Source organism: Polyangiaceae bacterium, from assembly GCA_016715885.1.
Classification (GTDB): Bacteria; Myxococcota_A; Polyangia; order Polyangiales; family Polyangiaceae; genus Polyangium.
On record JADJXL010000001.1, the window covers coordinates 756,410 to 774,639 of the forward strand.

An 18,230-nucleotide genomic window follows, 5' to 3' on the forward strand; every position below is an offset into this window, starting at 1 on the left:
GTTCGACCGAGCAACCCCTTCCTTCCGCTTGACATCCGTTCAGTTTCAAAGGATGGGAACCCTCGCTCCATGTCCACCACCTCGCCTTGGATCCAGAGCTCGCCATGAACGAACCCAACCATCCGCAATCACTTGCCGCCATGGCCGTGCGTCCACCTTCTCGCTCGACCGATCTCGGCCGCTCTCGGGTCAATCGGGTCAACGAGGCGCGTGCCGACGGGCTTCCCGCATGGGCTCCGCCGACCCCACGCGCGATGCAACCGTGGTCGCCGCGTGAATATCGCGCCAAAACCGTGCGACTTCCCCCACCTGCACAGCTTGCTCCGGAATCGCTTTCGGCGGAGCGTCCGCATCCGTTCGACGTTGCTGCAATGGACGATGCCGCATTGCTCGTGACCGTCGCTGGTTGCTCGCGTGAAACCGCATTAAAATGGATTGCCGCGGCGGGCTCTCTCGTTCGTCTTTCTCGTTTCGGCATTGATGACTTGGTCGAGTTGGCGGGGATATCGCAAGCCGATGCCGCCCGCATTCTTGCCGCATGCGAGCTCGGGCGCCGAGGGCTCGTGCGCGAAGCCCGTCCAACCGGTCCAATGTATGGCGCCGCAGAAATCGCACGTTGGTTCAAACTCCGAATCGGCGGACAATTCGTTCAGGACATATGGATCGTCGGTATCGACGATGCCCGCGGTTTGCACGGCACATGTCGCATTTCTCATGGCGACGTTCACGGTACGGCTCTCGACGTGAATGCCGTCACCACTGCTGCTGCGAAGATGCACGTCAAAACAATCGCCATCGTGCACAATCATCCGAGTGGCGATGTGAGCGTCACGCCTGATGACATGCGCTTCGTTTTACGGGCTCATCGCGCAGTGCTCGCCGCGCGCATGAAGCTTGCCGACTTCATCATTCTCGGCCCCAAATCCGGATACTCGTCGATGGCCGAACAAGGGACTCTACCCGGCACGATTTGATTGAGCATCGTTTGCCGCGACGAGCGCTCCCAGTCGTTCTCGCAATTGTCGAGTCGCATCGATCAAGCGACCTTCAATCAAGAATCGTTCGCCCTGCTTGCGACACCGATGCACTTTCACGCGCAAAAGCGCGCCGTCTTCCATCATGTTTCCTGCAAGCGGGCACCCTGGAGCCGATGGTCGCGTGCTGAGGAGGCTCACGCGTTCACCGTCGATTGCCACGATGCTCGCCATGCCTTCGCTCGGCAGTCGTACATGATCGGTCATCGGTCCCCCTTGCGACCGCGTTGCATCGCCGCCTTTGCTTCGAGCTCGGCTTCCCGCCGCTTGACCGTCTCGCGTTTGTCCGCGTGCTTCTTGCCCCGTGCCAAGGCGATTTCCACCTTCACGCGGCCCTGCTTGAAATAAAGCCTCGTCGCCGCGACCGTCATCCCCTCGCGTTCTACGGCTCGACGGATTTCCTCTATCTCTTTGCGATTCAAAAGCAGCTTGCGACCACGTTTGCCGATGTGCCCGAACGCCGCGCCGGGCATCTCGGCCACGAGCATCCCGTGAATGAACGCTTCGCCGTTCGTGATGGCGCACCACGCGTCGGAAATGTCGGCTTTTCCGTCGCGAAGCATTTTGACTTCGCTACCAATGAGCACGATCCCGGCTTCGTACTTCTGACCGAGCTCGTACTCGTAGCTCGCCCGCCGGTTTTTCACGATGAGCTTTTCGTCGCTCGCTTGTTTCTCGCCCACCTGCACACCTTCGACGCATGCATGGCTGCGCCCGCTTTTCGAAGTAGCGCGCCGTGCGCGCCGCGTCCATAGCTCGGTACGTACATCGTCGCGACAAACACGCGCGCCGTGCTAGGAACGCCGGCAATCACTCATGCAAACCATCCGTTTGCGCGGCGCGCGAACCCACAACCTCCAAGGCATCGATCTCGATTTCACCCCGGGACAGCTCGTCTGCATCGCTGGCGTATCAGGCTCGGGAAAGTCGTCCCTTGCGCTCGATACCCTCTATTCCGAGGGCCAGCGGCGATTCGTCGAAAGCTTCAGCCCGTACGCACGGCAATTTCTCGAACGGCTCGAAAGACCGCCCATCGATGAGCTCGACCCCGTTGCGGCTGGTGTCGCCGTCGATCGCCGCGCCCCCATCAAAAGCTCCCGTTCGACCGTCGCCACAATGGCGGACCTCGAACCCTATCTCGCAGCGCTGTTCGCTCGTGAAGCCGTTCCAATTTGTCCCGATTGCCAGGTTCCCGCAGCGCGTGTCGACCCAGCTCGTGCAGCAGCACAAGCGGTAGCCAATCATGAGGGCAAAGCCGCGCTCGTGACATATCGCGTGCCCGTCAGCGGCACCGAACAACTTCTCGAAGTACGCGAAACCCTTCTCAGTTCAGGTTATCGCCGCCTTTTCGTAAGCGGCGAAATCCGCGACATCGACGAGGTCGCGCCGAGTGACGCCGTCGCCGCCGGCGGCAATATCGAAGTCGTCGTCGATCGTTTGAAGCTGGATGGTCGAGACAAACGCCGTCTCGGATCCGCCATCGAAGAAGCATGGAAACGATCCGACGGCAGTGCTGCGCTTCACGTTGGAAGCTCGAAAGAAGACTCCGAAAAACGGCGGGTCCTCATTCCTCGCTGGCTTGCTTGTCCATCCTGCGCACGTGCATTCGATCCTCCGCGCATCGGCATGTTTTCTTATGAATCCCCGACGGGCGCTTGTCCGTCGTGCCGAGGCTTTGGGCGCACCATCGGAATCGCTTGGGACAAGGTTGTTCCCGACGATTCCAAAACCATCGAAGGTGGTGCAATCCGACCTTGGACCGGATCGAGCACGCAGTGGGAACGCCGAGTTCTCCGCAAATTCTGCGATCGCAAAGAAATCCCCGTGAACGTGCCATGGGCACAACTTTCCGAGACGCAGCGCGCGATGGTGCTCGATGGCGAAGGCAGTTTTCACGGCGGCAAGTATCCAGGGCTCCGAGCTTGGTTCCGCTGGCTCGAAACGCGCACGTACAAGATGCACGTCCGCGTGCTTCTCGCGCGTTATCGGTCGTATGACCTCTGTAAAGCTTGTGATGGAAAACGTTTGTCGCCCGAATCGCTTCGTTATCGCGTAGGGGACCTCGATTTGGCTTCCTGGCACGGACTCGAATTGCGCGACGCCCGCTCCCGCCTCGCAACGCTCTCGACGACGACGGGACAAGGCGAAATCGTTCGCAAAGAGCTCGAACAACGGCTCGCGTACCTCGAACGCGTCGGTCTCGGCTACATCACGCTCGATCGTCAAGCGCGCACTTTGTCGGGCGGTGAAGCACAGCGTGTGACGCTCACCGGCGCGCTTGGCTCGTCTCTAACCGGTGCACTGTTTGTCCTGGATGAACCCACCGTGGGCCTTCATCCAGCCGACATTCCGCCGCTCGTCGATGCCATGCGCGAGCTTGCTGCTCGCGGCAACGTCGTGATCGTCATCGAGCACGAGCCGCAAATCGTTCGTGCCGCCGATCGCGTCATCGAGCTTGGTCCTGGCGCCGGTAAACAGGGCGGACGCGTCGTGTTCGACGGTTCGCCGGAGGCCCTGGCCGCGGACACGTCGTCTCCCACGGGGCGAGCGATCTCGCGCGCGCACGTGCCTACATCGTCGACGCCTCGTGAGAGCACGGCACCACGTGGGGCGATCAGCATCGTTGGCGCACGCGCGAACAACTTGAAAGACCTCACCGTACGTCTTCCGCTCGGGCAGGTCGTTTGCGTGACAGGTGCCAGCGGTTCGGGGAAAAGCACGCTCGTCGACGACATCCTGTACCGCGCTCTTGCACGAGCACGCGGATACAAGGACATCGACACGCCTGGAACGCATCGACGCATCGAAGGTACGAGCAGCCTCAAGGCCGTCACCATCGTCGACCAATCGCCGCTCGGTCGCACGTCACGAGGCAACCCCGCGACGTACACCAGCGCGTGGAATCGCATTCGGCAACTCTTCGCCGCGTTGCCCGAAGCCAAAGAGCGCGAGCTCACCGCAGGGCACTTCTCCTTCAACGTCGCGCTCGGTCGATGCGAGGCATGCGCGGGTGAAGGTGCCGAAACGATCGAGATGCAGTTTTTGGCAGACGTGTCGCTCACATGTCCGGTTTGTCAGGGCCGACGCTTCCGCGACGAAGTGCTGGAGGTCAAGCTCGACGGCCGCTCCGTCGCCGATGTGCTCGCGTTGTCCATCAACGAAGCGCTCGAGGCTTTCGCGCGTGAAGCAGCCGTCGTACGAGCGCTCGGGCCGCTCGCTCGGTTGGGTCTTGGCTACCTCGCACTTGGTCAACCGCTGTCGACGTTGTCCGGTGGTGAAGCGCAGCGTCTGAAGCTAGCTCGGGCGCTCGCCGAATCGTCCGTCGGTACGCTGTTCTTGCTCGACGAACCCAGCGCCGGTTTGCACGCGGAAGAAGTGCTGTTGGTCAACGATGCCATGCGCGATCTCGTGCGTGGCGGTGGCAGCGTCATCGTCGTCGATCACGACCTCGACGTCATGGCTGCTGCCGATTGGATCGTCGACCTCGGCCCTGGCGGAGGTGCGGACGGGGGGCGCGTGGTTGCTGAGGGAACGCCTGACCAAATCGCGCAGAGCGACACTCGCACGGGCAAAGCGCTTGCCGCGCATCTCGAGGGGTCCACGCCATCCTCGCGACGAAGGCGTTCCAAGACAAACGGGAAAACGCATCGAGCAAATGGCGCCTCCTCGCCTCCTACGCCATCTGCCATCGAAATCGTCAACGCACGCGAGCACAACCTCGTCGAGGTTTCGACGACCATTCCTCACGGCAAGATCGTCGTCGTCACGGGGCCGAGCGGTTCGGGCAAGAGCACGCTCGCATTCGATGTCGTGTTTGCGGAAGGCCAAAGGCGATTCCTCGAAACGCTCACGCCGTATGCGCGACAGTTTCTCCCGACCATGCCCAAGCCCGACGTCGATCGAGTCACGGGCGTGCCACCTGCAATTGCGCTCGAACAACGCACGACGAGATCCGGATCGAACTCCACCGTCGCAACGGTCACCGAAATTGCGCACTACCTGCGGCTGCTCTACGCCAAAGTTGGAACGCCGCACTGTCCATCGTGCGATGTACCCATCGCATCGCGTCTGCCCGAGGACGCGTACCGCAGTCTGCTCGCCACGCGCGGCAATCGTACGCTTCTCGCGCCCGCGGTCGTCGCGCGCAAAGGTACGTACCTCGACGTATTCACCGCTGCCGCACGAGCTGGCGTCACGATGGCGATCGTCGATGGCAACGTGGCAAGTACGGACAAACCACCCAAGCTCGACAAACGGCGCGAGCACTCGATCGACTTGGTCATCTTCGAGGGCAAGCTCGCTACGCTCGATCGCGCGACATTCGATCGCGCTCTCGCGTTTGGAAAAGGCTCGCTGAAAGTTCGCCAAGCGAACGGCAACGAAGAGCTCATTTCCACGACGCGCACGTGCCCCACGTGTGGGATAGGCGTTCCTGAAGTCGATCCGCGCTGGTTTTCTTTCAACACCAAACAAGGTCGTTGCGAAGGTTGTGAAGGAACCGGCGTCGAAGGAGGCACCGCAGACTCGGACGAGCTTGCTACGCAACCTTGTTCGTCCTGCGGAGGCACTCGTCTCGCGCCCGTTCCGCGCGCCGTTCGTCTCGCAGGCGAGCGGTATCCCGAAGCCACGGCGCGATCGGTAGCTGCGGCTGCTCGCTGGGCAAAGACGCTCCGTTTCAGCGGAGATCAGGCCCTCATCGCGGATGCTCCTCACCGCGAGCTCGTGCGGCGCCTCGAATTCGTCGAGGAAGTCGGACTCGGTTATCTGACGCTCGATAGGCGCGCTGCGACGCTTTCTGGTGGCGAAATGCAGCGATTACGTCTCGCCGCGCAGCTTGGGAGTGGCCTCACGGGTGCACTGTACGTTCTCGACGAACCCACGATCGGCTTGCACCCACGCGATACGCATCGCTTGCTCGGCAACCTCCGCAAGCTCGTTGGCATGGGCAGCACCGTGCTCATGGTCGAACACGACACGGACACCATTCGCGAAGCCGATCACCTCATCGATCTCGGTCCATTCGGCGGAAGGTTTGGCGGGAGAATCGTTGCAGAAGGGCCACCTTCCGTGGTGCTTCGTGATCCCGTTTCACCCACGGCACGCGCGCTTGCGCATGAGCGCGACCTGGCATCCGCGCGTGCGCGTTTGCCAGGCGCAGACGAATACATCGAGATCGAGGGCGTACGTGCGCACAACCTTCGTATTGACAAACTCCGTATCCCGCTTGGTCGCATGACCGTCGTCGCCGGCGTTTCCGGATCCGGCAAGAGCACGCTCATCAGGCAGGTTCTTTACCCAGCCGTTCGTCGAGCTCTCGGCCTGGTCGCGCCCGATCCTGGACGTCACGATGCGCTACGCGTTCCGTCGTCGCTCGTGCGTGCCGTCGCCGTCGATCAATCGCCGATCGGCCGTACCCCGCGATCCATTCCGGCCACGTTCCTCGGCCTTTGGGACGCCATTCGTAAGCTCTTCGCGGCCACTCCCGATGCGAAAACGCGCGGTTACGGTCCGGCGCGCTTCTCCTTCAACACGTCCGCTGGAGGCCGCTGTTCGACCTGCGAAGGTCAAGGCGTGATCTCTCACGAGATGTCTTTTTTGCCCGATGTCGTCACGACGTGCGAAGCATGTGGAGGTACTCGATTCGAGCCTGCAACGCTCGACGTGCGGTACCTCGGCGTCTCCATCGGTGACATCTTGAATCGCACGGCAGAAGCGGCTGCGGAGCTGTTCTCTGCACACCCCAAGATTCGCGAACCTCTCACGACGATGTGCGATCTCGGCATTGGTTACCTCAGGCTCGGTCAAGGCTCGCACACGCTGTCGGGTGGTGAGGCGCAGCGTCTCAAGCTTGCCGAGGAACTTTGTTCGTCCGCGCGGAGCAAGCCGACGTTGTACGTTCTCGACGAACCCACCACGGGCCTGCATCTGTCGGACGTGAAGCGCCTCGTCACGGTGCTCGATCGTCTCGTGCAGCGAGGTCACTCGCTCGTGGTCATCGAGCATCATCCTGCGGTCATTGCGGCAGCAGATCACGTCGTCGAGCTTGGTCCCGAAGGCGGCGAAGCTGGAGGCAAAGTGGTTGCCGAAGGAGCACCCGAGGCCATTGCGCGGCGCGCGACCGCAACTGGACGCGTGCTCCGTGCACTGTTCGATCGTCCAGTCGTGAACGAGCTCGTGGAGGCATGACGCCCGTGGCAGACGTCTTCACCGTCGGGGCGCTTGCCCTTGCGGCCGAAGGCGCCAATGCCGTCGGAGCCGTACGGATCACGCTCTTCGAACGCGACATGGAAATCGAGCTCGTTCGCGCCGCTCGATTCGAACGCGGGTTCGTCATGGCCAGCGTTGTCGAAGCGGCGCCCATGCGAGTGCCGTACGCCGCCGTTCGCGGACTCGTGCGCCGCGGCCGTGCTCTGTGTCTCGCGCTCGACCCGCAACTCGCAACGCCGCACACGCGGTTCACGCTGGCGCACTTCACGCTCGACCCGCGCGATGCGCTCGCTCGTGCCTACGTTGCACGCCAGCGCGCGGCCCTGTTTGTCGCCGCCATGCCACTGCTACTCGGATCGCTCGTGGCTGTCGCTGCGCCGCCGTCGCTCGTGAGTGGCGCCGTGGGGCGTTTGTCCGCGGCAGCCGTTGTCGCAATCGTGTCGTGGTTTGTCATGCGAGAACTCTTTCAAGCGGCAACCTGGGGCGGAGCGGCTTCCGATCGTTTGTCCGATGCCTTCGAGCGTGCGTTGTGCCTCCGCCTCGGACTCGAACCGACTGCGCCCGCGCCGGCAGCCAACCTCCCGCTGCTCGCTGAAGACCCGGATCCAGCGAGCCCGTCGCGCCACACTCCTCCGTGGATGCGACCGGTGTTTGCAGTTCTTGCCGTGGCAGCTTTCGTTGTCGCGAGCGTGGCGTTTTTCCGGAAGTACTCTGCGCCGCCGGATCCCTCTGAACGGATCACCATCAAGGAACCTGCAGCTCGCATCTCGTCCGTGTGGAGCGCCGCGCCGGTCGAGGCGATTGTCCCTCCGAAACCACGTTTGCCCCGGTGCGTTTGTCCTCGTCCGAGCTCGCCTCTGTGGAACGACGGCATCTTGGCGCTCGAAGTGCTGTTCGCAGCGCGGCCAGATGACGGATCGGGCGTGGTCGTACCGATGCCGGACAAGAGAAACCGCCCCCGTTACGACTTCGATGTATCCGTGGTGAACAACGCCAGCACGCCGCTGCCCGAAGTCACCGTGCTGCTGACGTTTGCGCGGCGTGACGAAGCCGGCACGCGGGTCGGCGCAACCGATCGCGGTCTCTACTTCGCCGGCCCGCTTTTGCCCGGTCGAGCCGTGAAGTGGCACGTGGTCGCTCCCGGGACGGAGATGCGTGTCGAGCCATCCGTCGTCGGCATGCTCGACGCCGATCGAGCGCCGGCATCGGCGGATGCTTTCTTCGAGCTGTCACGGGCAAGGCTGCGCACCGTACGCATGCATGCCGCCAAGATGCTCGCGTATCACCGTGACAAACGGGTGCACGATGTGCTCGCGGCGCTCGGACCTCCGAAACCTGGTGAAGAACGCCTACTTGCGCGCATCGCTCGCGTTTCGCGTGACGTGTTCGCCTGCGACATCAAGAGCGTCGAAGCATCGTTCGAGGTTTGTCTCGTCAATACGACGTTGAAACCGGCACGCGTCGCTGCTGTGTCACCACTCGGAGCGGACGACGCGGTAGCCGGACGGCATGCCTTGGATGTCGAAGTTCCCGTGCACGATGGAGTGCGCGTTCGTTTGTCCGCAACGATGCAGCCGCTGCCGCAAGAGATGGACCTCGAACTCGTGAAGTAGCCGCGAGGGATTGCGTCACGATGTGGCGCGAGCGCGTTTACCCACGATGAACGCGAAGCTCATCGAGTCTTCGCACTGCGCAACGCTTACGAGCCCTCGGGAATGCCACGCCACCAGGTACTCGCCCGGATCGACGAGCGTCGCCGCGATTTTCGCCCGCGCGCTGTACTTGTTGCAGACGTCGAGCGCCGAAAATGCCCATCGACCAAGCGCCATCGTGTCGCGCAGCTTGAAGTACGAGCCGGGTGACCGATAAAGCGGCACGGGTGCCCCATCTCCCGGCGGACGAGCATAAGCGAGCGCGTAGACGCCCGATCGCAAGAGGCCCTCGAAGTCCACGCGAGCGCGGCTCGCAAGATCCGGATGGCAGACGCTTCCAGCGCCAATCAGCAACTCCGCCGCTTCGAACGTGAACTTCGCGTCGTACCCCTGATGCTTGTGAGGCACCCACAGCGGCGGCTCGGCCGGCGGCGCTTGCGCAAGCAGAACGAGCGCCTCAGCGGTGTGTTGGTAGACGACCTCGCGCAGGCCATCGAACGACACGATGCCGCTGTCGATGAGGGCCTTGACGACCGGAACCGAGTCTTTCTTGCAGCGCTTGTATACGTCCTCGACGCGCCGTGATTCCGGCGGCTCGTCGGCATATGCGCGAATGAGCTCTCCGAGCCGACGCTCCATGCCCGCAGCGGCGGCCCAGCAAACCCGCCCGTTTTCGAGCAGAAGCGTACCTTGCACGGGGTTTTTGAACACGAGCCCACCCGTTGCGTTGTCCGGCAGCGCCTCGATCTCTTCCAAAAGAGACATGAGCGCCGCCGGATAGCCGCTCGAAGCAGCCGGGTCGGGCGCGAAGCGCATGCTTGCAGCAGAGCTCTGCATCGGTCGATCTTTCGCTCGTGTCCGCGGAGTTTACCGCAGACCGGCCCGTTTATATCTCCAACTGCATCGGAACGCGAGCATTCGCGGGTTTGTCGTAAGGCCGTGCACCAGAGCACACGTTACGAAACTTCCGCCGACATCACGCGAAGTTCGGAAGTAAACATTCGCATGAGATTGAATCGAGCTATTTTGGCTGATCGAGAATTCGCGGAGGTATTCGTATGAGCTTCAAAAAGTTTTTGGCACTCCTTGCGGCCATCGTTTTCCTGGGCGTCAGCGCTTTCGCGCAGGCGACGACGATGCTTTTCCTCACGCGCGAGGAGCTCACGCTTCGTTCGGACATCGTCGCGCGCGTTCGCGTAGGGAAAGCGGCCGTGTCCGAATCGGACGATGGGCGCATGATCGTCACGCGCACCGAGCTCGTCGTCACCAAGCTGCTGAAGGGCAAAGTGCAAGGTCCGATCGTGGTGCAGCAATTCGGGGGAACGTTCAGGGGTAAAACCCAAAAGGTCGTGGGTGATGGTCAATTGCGCCCGGGCGAAGACGCGGTGGTATTTTTGCGACGTGACGATAAAGGAAAAACCTATCTCACGGGGTTGGCACTGTCCGTTTACCACATCGACGACAAAGGAATGGCTCGGCGTTACGTCGACGATATGGTTTTCATGAAATACGAGGACGGCAAGGTCAAGCGAATGGCGCATGTCGAATTGCCCGAGCCGGTCGAATCGCTCATGACGGACATCGTGCGGTTTGCAGGAGGCAAGTAAAATGAAAAAGCCTCGAATCGCAGCCGCACTTGCTGCCGTCGTTTCGATTCTCGGGACGAGCGCAGAATCGAATGCGTGGACGGGTTTGGAAGGGCCGCCGTATCCTTTCTGGGGGGCCATTCCCGTGAAGTATTACGTGAACAAGGCCAGCTTTCCGCCGAATATCGCGGCGACCGCGGAAAAACGACTCGTGGACGGGTTCGCCTCATGGGCCGCACCCGATTGCACGTATTTCGACACGGAGCTCTTGGGAGACTTGCCCGGCAGTACGTACGACATCAATGATGGCAAAAATGTGCTGCTATGGATAAACAAGCCCGACACTTGGCCAGGTGAGCTCGGCCCCGTCGATAACGTCATTGGCGTCACGTTGCCCGTCTGGTCCAACGACGGCATGGGCAATTCATTGATTTTCGATGCCGACATCGTCTTCAACAACGTGGGATTCTGCTGGTTCGATTTCAATCCTGCAATGCCTGGGTCTACGTGCTCTGGAGGCAGTCCGGTCGACACGCAATCCATTGCTACGCACGAGCAAGGCCATTTCTTGGGCCTCGGGCATACCAGTTCTCCTGGCGCGACGATGGAGCCCGCCTACGTGGGCGGCAATGATATTGCCAGCATCGAGCAAGACGACATCAATGGCGTGTGCGCGCTTTACCCCATTGGAGGCACCACGGTTTCTGCTGCTGCGGGGGGCGTGAGTTGCGATCCTTGTCGAATCAGCGCAGCCAACAATGAATGCTCGATGCAAACGAAAGCCTGCACCGGACAGTGCCTCGGGCTCTACAACTGCATCATCGCTTGTCCAACGTCCGACGCCAATGCGTACGACGCGTGCGCCACGCAATGCTCCGAGCAATTCAAAGACGGAATCATGCCGTACACGGCCTACGCGAATTGCATCTGCAACATCTGCGCTGAGCCTTGCGTCACGCAATGCGGAGGAGGTGGCCCCGCCGGCGCCGGCGGCAACAACCCCAGCGGCGGATGGGGCGACGGAGGCGAGGGCGGTGCCGGCGGAGGACCGAATCTCACCGATGGCGGCGGGTGCGGATGCACCGTCATCGGCAGCGACGAACATCTCGGCACCGTCGCCGCCCTTGGTCTCGTCATCGCGGCGCTCAGCAGACGGCGCCGCAGTTCCTGATCACTCGAGCTGCGGGTTGCCACCCAGCATGTTCGAATACTCCGATGCCGCGTCTCCTCGAATGCAGCGCACTCGGTACGTGTACGTCTGATCCTCGTTCGCGTCTTCATCGACGTAATCCGTATCGGTACCCAGCGCCGTGAATGCGGGAATGAACGTCATTGCATCGGTTCGACGTTCACCGTCGATCGAGTCACACGTCGAAGGAAGGCTCCACCGTACGCGCAACACTTTCGCCATCGGGATGACGGCTTCCAGGATCGGAGCTTCGAGAGCACCAGTGTGAACCTGATTCGATCCGCCGCCGCCTGCGTACGTGGCCGGTTCCGTTTCTACTTCGCTCCCACACCCTGCGATTGCCAAGACAAACCCTATCGTCACGACCATGCTCGTTCGCATCTTCGACCTCCTCACGCTGGCCCTGCGACCAGACTCTGCCGCAAGCAAATCCACTCTGCGTCCAAGCGTAACGTCGTCGGCGCGCCGTCACGCAGGCGTCATGCCGTCGTCAGGTCGGGCGTGATCTCGCGCTCGTGCTGCGAGCAGATGCTCCAATGCCGCGGTACACTGCGCCGCATGCGTCCTCTGTTCGCCGTGTTTCCAGCTCTCGTCCTTGCCGCCGCGTGTACTCCTGTCGAACAACCCGCACACCCCAAGACCGAAGGTTCCTCGTCGGCGCCGGCTTCATCGAGTGCCGCCATGCCGCAGCCCAAGACGGAGCAAACGACCGCAGCGGCAACACCATCCGCAGCGGTCGAGTTTGTCGAGGACGATCTCGAGGCAGCCACGGCGCGGGCGCGGACCGAGAAGAAAGCGCTCTTTGTCGATGCGTGGGCGCCCTGGTGCCACACGTGTTTGAGCATGAAGAACTACGTGCTCGTCGACCCGTCGCTAAAGCCCTTGGCTGATCGCGTGGTCTTCGCGTCGGTCGATACGGACAGGCCTTCGAGCGGCGCGTTTCTCGAGCGTTACAAGATGAGCTTTTGGCCGACGTTCTTCGTTATCGATCCGAACAGCGGGGATGTCGTTGCGTATTTCCCGGGAGCTGCATCGGCGCGTGAGATGAAGACGTTCATCGAAGATGCGCTGCATGTGATGGATGCCAACGCCAAGCCTGGTGATCCGCTCTTGCTGCTCGCGCGGGCAAGCAATGCGCGTGCGGCAGGAGATGCCAAAAAAGCGCTCGCTCTATACAACGAGCTCCTTGCGAAAACGGATGCGAAGTGGCCCCGACGCAGCGAAGCTTTGGCGGGCAAGCTCAACGCGCTCGCATCGAGCGGCGATCCCGATGGATGCGCACGTTTTGGAACGGCGCACATCGACGAGATCACGGGGGCCGCGGCGCCGGCGGACTTCGCATCGATCATGCTCACGTGCGCCGGCAAGCTTGCGAAGAGCGCCACGCAGGAAGCGGCGAAGAAGAAAGCACTCGCGCGAATCGAAGCACTCGTTGCATCGCCTCCGCCCGAGTCGACGGTGGACGACCGCGCAGACGTGCTCGCGATGTTGGCGTCGGCAAGAAGCGAAGTTGGGGATACGGACGGAGCGCGTGTGGCGCATGAAAAGCGGCTGGCGATGATGGAACAGGCAGCGCGAGAAGCGAAGACGCCGGAGATCGCAGCAACGTACGACTACGGTCGAGCGATCTCGTACTTGGCGCTCGGGCGCGCGGAAGAAGCGATGCGGATGCTCGAAGCTCGCGAGCGGGAGATGCCGAAGTCGTACGATCCGCCGGCCCGATTGGCGAACGTGCTGCTGCGCATGGGAAAGCTCGATGCAGCGCTTGCAGCGAATGGTCGCGCGGTAGCGCTTTCGTATGGTCCGCGGCGTCTCGGGTACTTGCGCTTGCGCGGGGACATCCAGGCGCGGCTCGGGGACAAGCAGGGGCAGATTGCGACGTTGCGCGAGGAAATTGCGGGGCATGAAGCGCTTCCGAAGGGGCAGCTCAGCACGGCGCAGCTCGAGGCTGCAAAGAAGCGGCTTGCAGCAGCGCTTGGGGAAGGATCGCCGGCGCCGAAAGGGCGGTAGGTAAGGTTTGTCCGGGCCTAAAATGGGAAGCTCCCGCCGCGAAGCGAGTTCGGGGCGGGAGCTGAGTGGGGAAGGGTAGGGGACGAGTTACCTGACGAGTGCTGTGCCTTCTTTGAGGACGCAGTGCAGGTATTCCGGATGGCAGTACGTCTGGAAGTCGGGGTTGATGCCCGAGCCGTAGATGCGACCTGCTGCCGGGTCTGCTCTCGGATCGCAGTTTTCGTCGGGGCCCGGTTGCGATCGTCACCAACGACGACTACGGTCTCATCCTTGTCGTTGGGTCGCCGTATTGGGATCGTCATCGTCGTTGTCGCTCGGCCGGCGTCTTGGGATCGCCGTCGTTGTCCTCCCGCGACGACTTGGCCCACAGCCGAGACCGGATTACCGCAGAAGACGGCCGGGTAGACGCCGTTGAACTTGTACTCGACGGAGCAGCCTGCCTGGACGTCTTCGAACCTCATGTTGCCGACGACCTGGGTGCCGGGCACGCCGGTGGTGACGTAGAAGTGAACGTCTTTCCACTCCTGGCGGTAGTGGACGGCGGGCAAGGTGTCGACGACCATGCCCATGTCGTCGAGAACGTCGAATGCTGCGACGTTCATTTCGGCAGTCGAGAGCGGTGCCGAGGACGTGCCGGTGTAGCAGAGGTCCTGCTCATCGGGGAACGTCCCGTAGTCACCTAGCGCGTAGGGTTTGTCGTCGGCATCGGTGCCCGCACCATCGCGCTCCTGGAGGAGCCCGCCCATGGTCGATGACTGGGCGGCAATGTTGCGGGTGTTGTAGTCGGCGCCTGTGTTTTCGGCGTTGCGCGTCAAGTACGTGCTGAAGCCGACATGCTCAACCTTGGACAGCCCTGGGCAGTCGGGAAAGCTGTCATCCAATTCGTACTGTGCACACGCGGCGCCGTATCGCCTGTACGCGTTTTCGTAGCAGGCGGAGTCGCCGCTGACGACTTCGCCGTACACGATCGTGAACGGCCCATGGCCGACGGCGCATTGCATCTTGGGGCCTTCGCACGAGGCACCCGAGAGCGCGAAGAGGGCGACGCCGGCGAGGCCGACGATGCCTAGCAGAGCGTCATGAAAACGTCGCTTCATGATGTTCTTCCTTTCGTTTCCCATCGGTCCTCAGAAGGTCACCCGAGCGTTGATGCGGATTTGCCGCGGCGTCTGGTAGGACGTCGGGTTCTGCCAGTTCGGGTTGATATCCGCGGGATCGAATGGTGATCCGTCGGTGTACCGCAGAACCTTCTGGTTCTGAGGATCCGCTGACACGATCTGGCCATCCTTGTTCGGGATGTTGTCTTTCGAGCAGTCTTTGCAGGGAAGCACATCCGCTGCCGTGTAGTTCTGGTCGAAACCCGTGGCCTGTTGGAAGTTGAACAGGTTGAAGATGTCGACGCCGAGCGTGACGGCGTTGGTCTTGCTGAACTGGTAGCCCAGCGTGATGTTCGTGTCGATACTGTGTCGCCACGGGTTCCGGTCGAACGTACCACGCGGCAGAATGAACACCTCGGCAGCACCGTAGATCGGGTGTGAACCGAGGACGTTCTGCGGCGTGCCACTGAGACCAGTGTAGCCGAGACCCAGGTTGATCGTCACGTTGTGGGGCAGCGTGAATTCCTTCGCGCCGAACACCTTGATCACGTGACGACGGTCGCCCGGGAGGTCACCGGTGCGGTTGTCGAGGAGCGAGATCAGGTCGAAGTCCGAGTTGATGTTCGGGTCGAGCTGACCGGTTTCCGGCCGGAACAAGCCGGCGATGTTACCGCGGTTCCACGACAACGTGTAGTTGACCTGGGCGAGCCACTGCTTCGAGAAGGACTTCTGGAAGTAGACCATGAACGAGTCATAGTCGCGGGTTGCCTTCGGGAAGTCCTTTGCGATGCCGTAGCCGGGGTTGCCGATGAAGTACGTCGTCGCTTCATCGCGGCTCATGTCTTCGACGGCATAGTTCAACCACTGCTTGGTGTACGCAGCGCCGACGCGCGAGTCGGTGATGATTTCGTACTCGCCACCGATGACGAACTGATCCGACGACTGCGGCTTGATGTCCGGATCGACGGGGACGCGGTCACCACCGATGAGCACGTGCTTCTGGTTCGCATCGTACGGACCGCCCAGCCCGAGGTAGTTGCTGATGTCGCGACACTCGGGGCCGGGGTTGAGCGGATCGCACGTAGCCGTCGGGCGCACCGCGATGGTGTTGAGCTCGCCGGGGAACGAACGATCGACCAGGTTGAGCGTGACGGCCTGGTAGAACCGCGCGAAGTTGGCGGTGATCTTGGCACGACCTTCACGAGTCGGATCCCAGATCGCGCCGATGCGCGGCGACCACTGGTTCGGCAAGGACAAACCGACGTTGCCGTCGTTGCCCGTGACGACCTGCGCGTCGTACCGCACGCCGAGGTTCACCGTGACGCGGTCGAGGATGTTCCAGCTATCCTGGACAAACCCACCGACCGTCGTCGATGTCGACGTCGATTCGAAGACGTTGATGTCGACGACTTGATCCGGTCCCTCGAGGAAGCCGTAGTGACGGAAGTCCGCGATCGTCGTGCCAGCAACGCTCTCGCGATACAGCACGCCGCCGCCATAACCCTTGCGGTTCGTATAGGTGAGAACCTCGAAGTCCACACCAGCCTTGATCGTGTGCTCGCCAAGCGCCTTGAGAATTCCCGTGGCGATCACGCGACCTTGGTAGCGGTTGTTCGTGCCGATGTTCATGAACCCGGCACCGCCCGTGCGGTACGAAGTCACCGGACAAATCGCATTGACGAAACGACCGTCGCCGGTTGGATCGCATTGCGCGCGCGCAGCGTCTGGCAGGTTTTCGAACTGGGTGATTGACTGGCGACCACGCAAGATGCCCGTGGCTGGGTCGCGGACCGTGCTGTTGCGGCGCCATGACATACCGGGCTGACCTGCGAGCGTCGCCGGGTTGCCGATGTCGTCGACGTTCGTGCCGTCTGCAGCACCCGTTTCGAGCGTGTTGTAGACCCAGCCGAGCGTTGCATCGATCAAGAACTTCTTGTTCATGAACGCTGACGAGCTCTTCAACACGACGCTGTTATTGAACGCATTGAGCGTTCCGCCGAGTGCGCTGTAGGGACCGACGAGGTTACCGACTGCGATGCCTCCGTCCTGCGAATCGATGCCGTACGTGCCGTTGCCGCCGGACGTCGAAGGCGCACCGAACACCGTCAAGGTCACGTTGTGATCTTGGTTGATGTTCCACGTCAGCTTGCCGATGTATTGCGTCACCTGCTGATCGGCATAGTAGCGCTGCGACGTCCCTGGAAGGGCCGTGGTGCGCTGGAAACCGGTTTCCGGATCGATCACCGGAACGGCGGTATCGAGTATGTCGTCGGTTCCCGGGACCCACTTGCCGGCGAAGTCCGGGTCCGGCATGAACCGGTCTTCGATCGTGGCGTTCAAGCTGTTCAGCGTGCGGTCCAAGTTGTAGCGCTGCAGCGCGACTTGGAAGCCGGCGAAGAACCAGAGTTTGTCCTTCAGGATCGGACCACCGATCTCGAAACCGAAGTCGCGAATCGCGCCGAGCGACGGGTTTGTCTGGATAACCCCGCCCTCACGCGCGATCTGCGTGCGTTGTCCTTCGAAGGCACCCGGCGTGATCGAGCCGAACACCGATCCGTGGAATTCGTTCGAACCGCTCTTCGTGACGACGTCCATGACGCCGCCGATCGAGCGACCGTACTCGGGCAGGTAGCCTGCCGTAATGATGTTGACTTCCTTGACGAACTCTGCCGAGAGCGGCACGGCGTTGACGCCGAACGCAGGATCGTTCGCGGAAACGCCGTCGATGATGAAGGCGTTTTCAGGTGAAGTCGTGCCGTTGACGGACGTGCCGTACTGGTCCGCGTTTGCGCCAGGGGCGATCTGCGCAAGACTCTCGAAAGAACGCGACGCGCCGCCTTTGCCGGACGGAGCGTTCACCGCGAGCCTTCGTGTGAGCTCTTGATCGATCGTCGTCGCGATACGTGACGAACCAACGTCGACGACGGGGGCTCGAGCTTCGACGACTTCGCTGATGACACCCGTCAAGGGCAACAGCAAGATGTTGACTCTAACGGTAGAACCGCTCGTCAACTTGATGCCACCGCGAGAAGAGGGCTTGAACTCCTGCCCCCCGTCTGCGCTGACTGCATATCCTTCGCCAGGTGGGATCTGTGGGACGCGGAAGTTACCTCCAGCGTCGGTCACGACGATCTGCTCACCTTGGAGCGCAGGGGACGTCACCGTGATGACGACGTCCGGAATTGGTGCTTGTGTTGCCGCGTTGCGCACCTGGCCGGTGATCACAGCATCTGCGGCATAAGCCGAGCTGGATGCGATCAGAACGACGGATGGTACCACCGCGGCCAACAGGCCTAGTCTGTCTCTGAGAATCACGAGCCCTCCATCCCTCCAGAAACGTGGGCCAAGTAGTGATAATGGCGGCCGACTATACGCACGGGTCGCGGCGGTGAACAATAGTTCTGTTACGCCTCGGTGTACTTTTTTTGTTCTTCCTCGAACCTGCCCCGACGCAC

At 61.9% G+C, this 18,230-nt stretch carries 12 protein-coding genes; 6 read left to right on the top strand and 6 right to left on the bottom strand.

Features of this window, described 5'->3' with window-relative positions:
- The first annotated feature begins 104 nt into the window (after positions 1-104).
- Positions 105-974, top strand: a complete 870-nt coding sequence (locus tag IPM54_03135) for a hypothetical protein (GenBank protein MBK9258812.1) — start codon at positions 105-107, stop codon at positions 972-974.
- Here IPM54_03135 and IPM54_03140 read toward each other — a convergent pair.
- Positions 957-1,241 (bottom strand): hypothetical protein, encoded by a 285-nt coding sequence (locus IPM54_03140; GenBank protein MBK9258813.1) that lies wholly within the window; start codon positions 1,239-1,241, stop codon positions 957-959. The genes IPM54_03135 and IPM54_03140 overlap by 18 nt on opposite strands.
- Positions 1,238-1,717, bottom strand: coding sequence for an SsrA-binding protein SmpB (gene smpB, locus IPM54_03145; protein MBK9258814.1), 480 nt, complete (start codon positions 1,715-1,717; stop codon positions 1,238-1,240). Before smpB ends, IPM54_03140 begins: the two co-directional genes overlap by 4 nt.
- Before the next feature lie 133 nt (positions 1,718-1,850).
- On the opposite strand from smpB, the gene uvrA reads away from it, so the two are divergent.
- Both uvrA and IPM54_03155 read left to right on the top strand, forming a co-directional pair.
- Positions 1,851-7,220 (top strand): excinuclease ABC subunit UvrA, encoded by a 5,370-nt coding sequence (gene uvrA / locus IPM54_03150; protein ID MBK9258815.1) that lies wholly within the window; start codon positions 1,851-1,853, stop codon positions 7,218-7,220.
- On the top strand, positions 7,217-8,854 hold the full coding sequence (locus IPM54_03155) for a hypothetical protein (GenBank protein MBK9258816.1): 1,638 nt from the start codon (positions 7,217-7,219) through the stop codon (positions 8,852-8,854). Before uvrA ends, IPM54_03155 begins: the two co-directional genes overlap by 4 nt.
- Positions 8,855-8,869: 15 nt before the next feature.
- Here the strand turns inward: IPM54_03155 and IPM54_03160 are convergent, their stop codons facing one another.
- Positions 8,870-9,730 carry a hypothetical protein gene (locus IPM54_03160; GenBank protein MBK9258817.1) on the bottom strand — a complete coding sequence of 287 codons (861 nt, stop codon included), beginning with the start codon at positions 9,728-9,730 and terminating at the stop codon, positions 8,870-8,872.
- A 221-nt stretch (positions 9,731-9,951) separates the two neighbouring features.
- Here IPM54_03160 and IPM54_03165 point away from each other — a divergent pair, with 221 nt between their 5' ends.
- Both IPM54_03165 and IPM54_03170 read left to right on the top strand, forming a co-directional pair.
- On the top strand, positions 9,952-10,500 hold the full coding sequence (locus IPM54_03165; protein ID MBK9258818.1) for a hypothetical protein: 549 nt from the start codon (positions 9,952-9,954) through the stop codon (positions 10,498-10,500).
- Between the two features lies 1 nt (position 10,501).
- Positions 10,502-11,650: a matrixin family metalloprotease gene (locus tag IPM54_03170; protein MBK9258819.1), complete on the top strand. Its 1,149-nt coding sequence runs from the start codon at positions 10,502-10,504 to the stop codon at positions 11,648-11,650.
- On the opposite strand, the gene IPM54_03175 is transcribed toward IPM54_03170, so the two are convergent.
- The gene (locus IPM54_03175) at positions 11,651-12,049 is read right to left on the bottom strand and encodes a hypothetical protein (protein MBK9258820.1); all 399 of its coding nucleotides are present in this window, start codon (positions 12,047-12,049) and stop codon (positions 11,651-11,653) included.
- A gap of 177 nt (positions 12,050-12,226) precedes the next feature.
- On the opposite strand from IPM54_03175, the gene IPM54_03180 reads away from it, so the two are divergent.
- A complete protein-coding gene (locus tag IPM54_03180) occupies positions 12,227-13,678 on the top strand; it encodes a thioredoxin family protein (GenBank protein ID MBK9258821.1) in 1,452 nt (483 codons plus the stop codon).
- Between the two features lie 17 nt (positions 13,679-13,695).
- Here IPM54_03180 and IPM54_03185 read toward each other — a convergent pair whose 3' ends face one another.
- Complete coding sequence (locus tag IPM54_03185; protein MBK9258822.1) at positions 13,696-14,775, bottom strand: hypothetical protein; 1,080 nt, start codon at positions 14,773-14,775, stop codon at positions 13,696-13,698.
- Between the two features lie 30 nt (positions 14,776-14,805).
- A complete protein-coding gene (locus IPM54_03190; GenBank protein ID MBK9258823.1) occupies positions 14,806-17,985 on the bottom strand; it encodes a TonB-dependent receptor in 3,180 nt (1,059 codons plus the stop codon).
- Positions 17,986-18,230: the final 245 nt, after the last annotated feature.

Bases quoted from the DNA above. Each gene is read 5' to 3' on its own strand.
- IPM54_03135 (MBK9258812.1), top strand. From the start codon at position 105: ATGAACGAACCCAACCATCCGCAATCACTTGCCGCCATGGCCGTGCGT.
- IPM54_03140 (MBK9258813.1), bottom strand. From the start codon at position 1,241: ATGACCGATCATGTACGACTGCCGAGCGAAGGCATGGCGAGCATCGTG.
- uvrA (MBK9258815.1), top strand. From the start codon at position 1,851: ATGCAAACCATCCGTTTGCGCGGCGCGCGAACCCACAACCTCCAAGGC.
- IPM54_03155 (MBK9258816.1), top strand. From the start codon at position 7,217: ATGACGCCCGTGGCAGACGTCTTCACCGTCGGGGCGCTTGCCCTTGCG.
- IPM54_03160 (MBK9258817.1), bottom strand. From the start codon at position 9,730: ATGCAGAGCTCTGCTGCAAGCATGCGCTTCGCGCCCGACCCGGCTGCT.
- IPM54_03165 (MBK9258818.1), top strand. From the start codon at position 9,952: ATGAGCTTCAAAAAGTTTTTGGCACTCCTTGCGGCCATCGTTTTCCTG.
- IPM54_03170 (MBK9258819.1), top strand. From the start codon at position 10,502: ATGAAAAAGCCTCGAATCGCAGCCGCACTTGCTGCCGTCGTTTCGATT.
- IPM54_03175 (MBK9258820.1), bottom strand. From the start codon at position 12,049: ATGCGAACGAGCATGGTCGTGACGATAGGGTTTGTCTTGGCAATCGCA.
- IPM54_03180 (MBK9258821.1), top strand. From the start codon at position 12,227: ATGCGTCCTCTGTTCGCCGTGTTTCCAGCTCTCGTCCTTGCCGCCGCG.
- IPM54_03185 (MBK9258822.1), bottom strand. From the start codon at position 14,775: ATGAAGCGACGTTTTCATGACGCTCTGCTAGGCATCGTCGGCCTCGCC.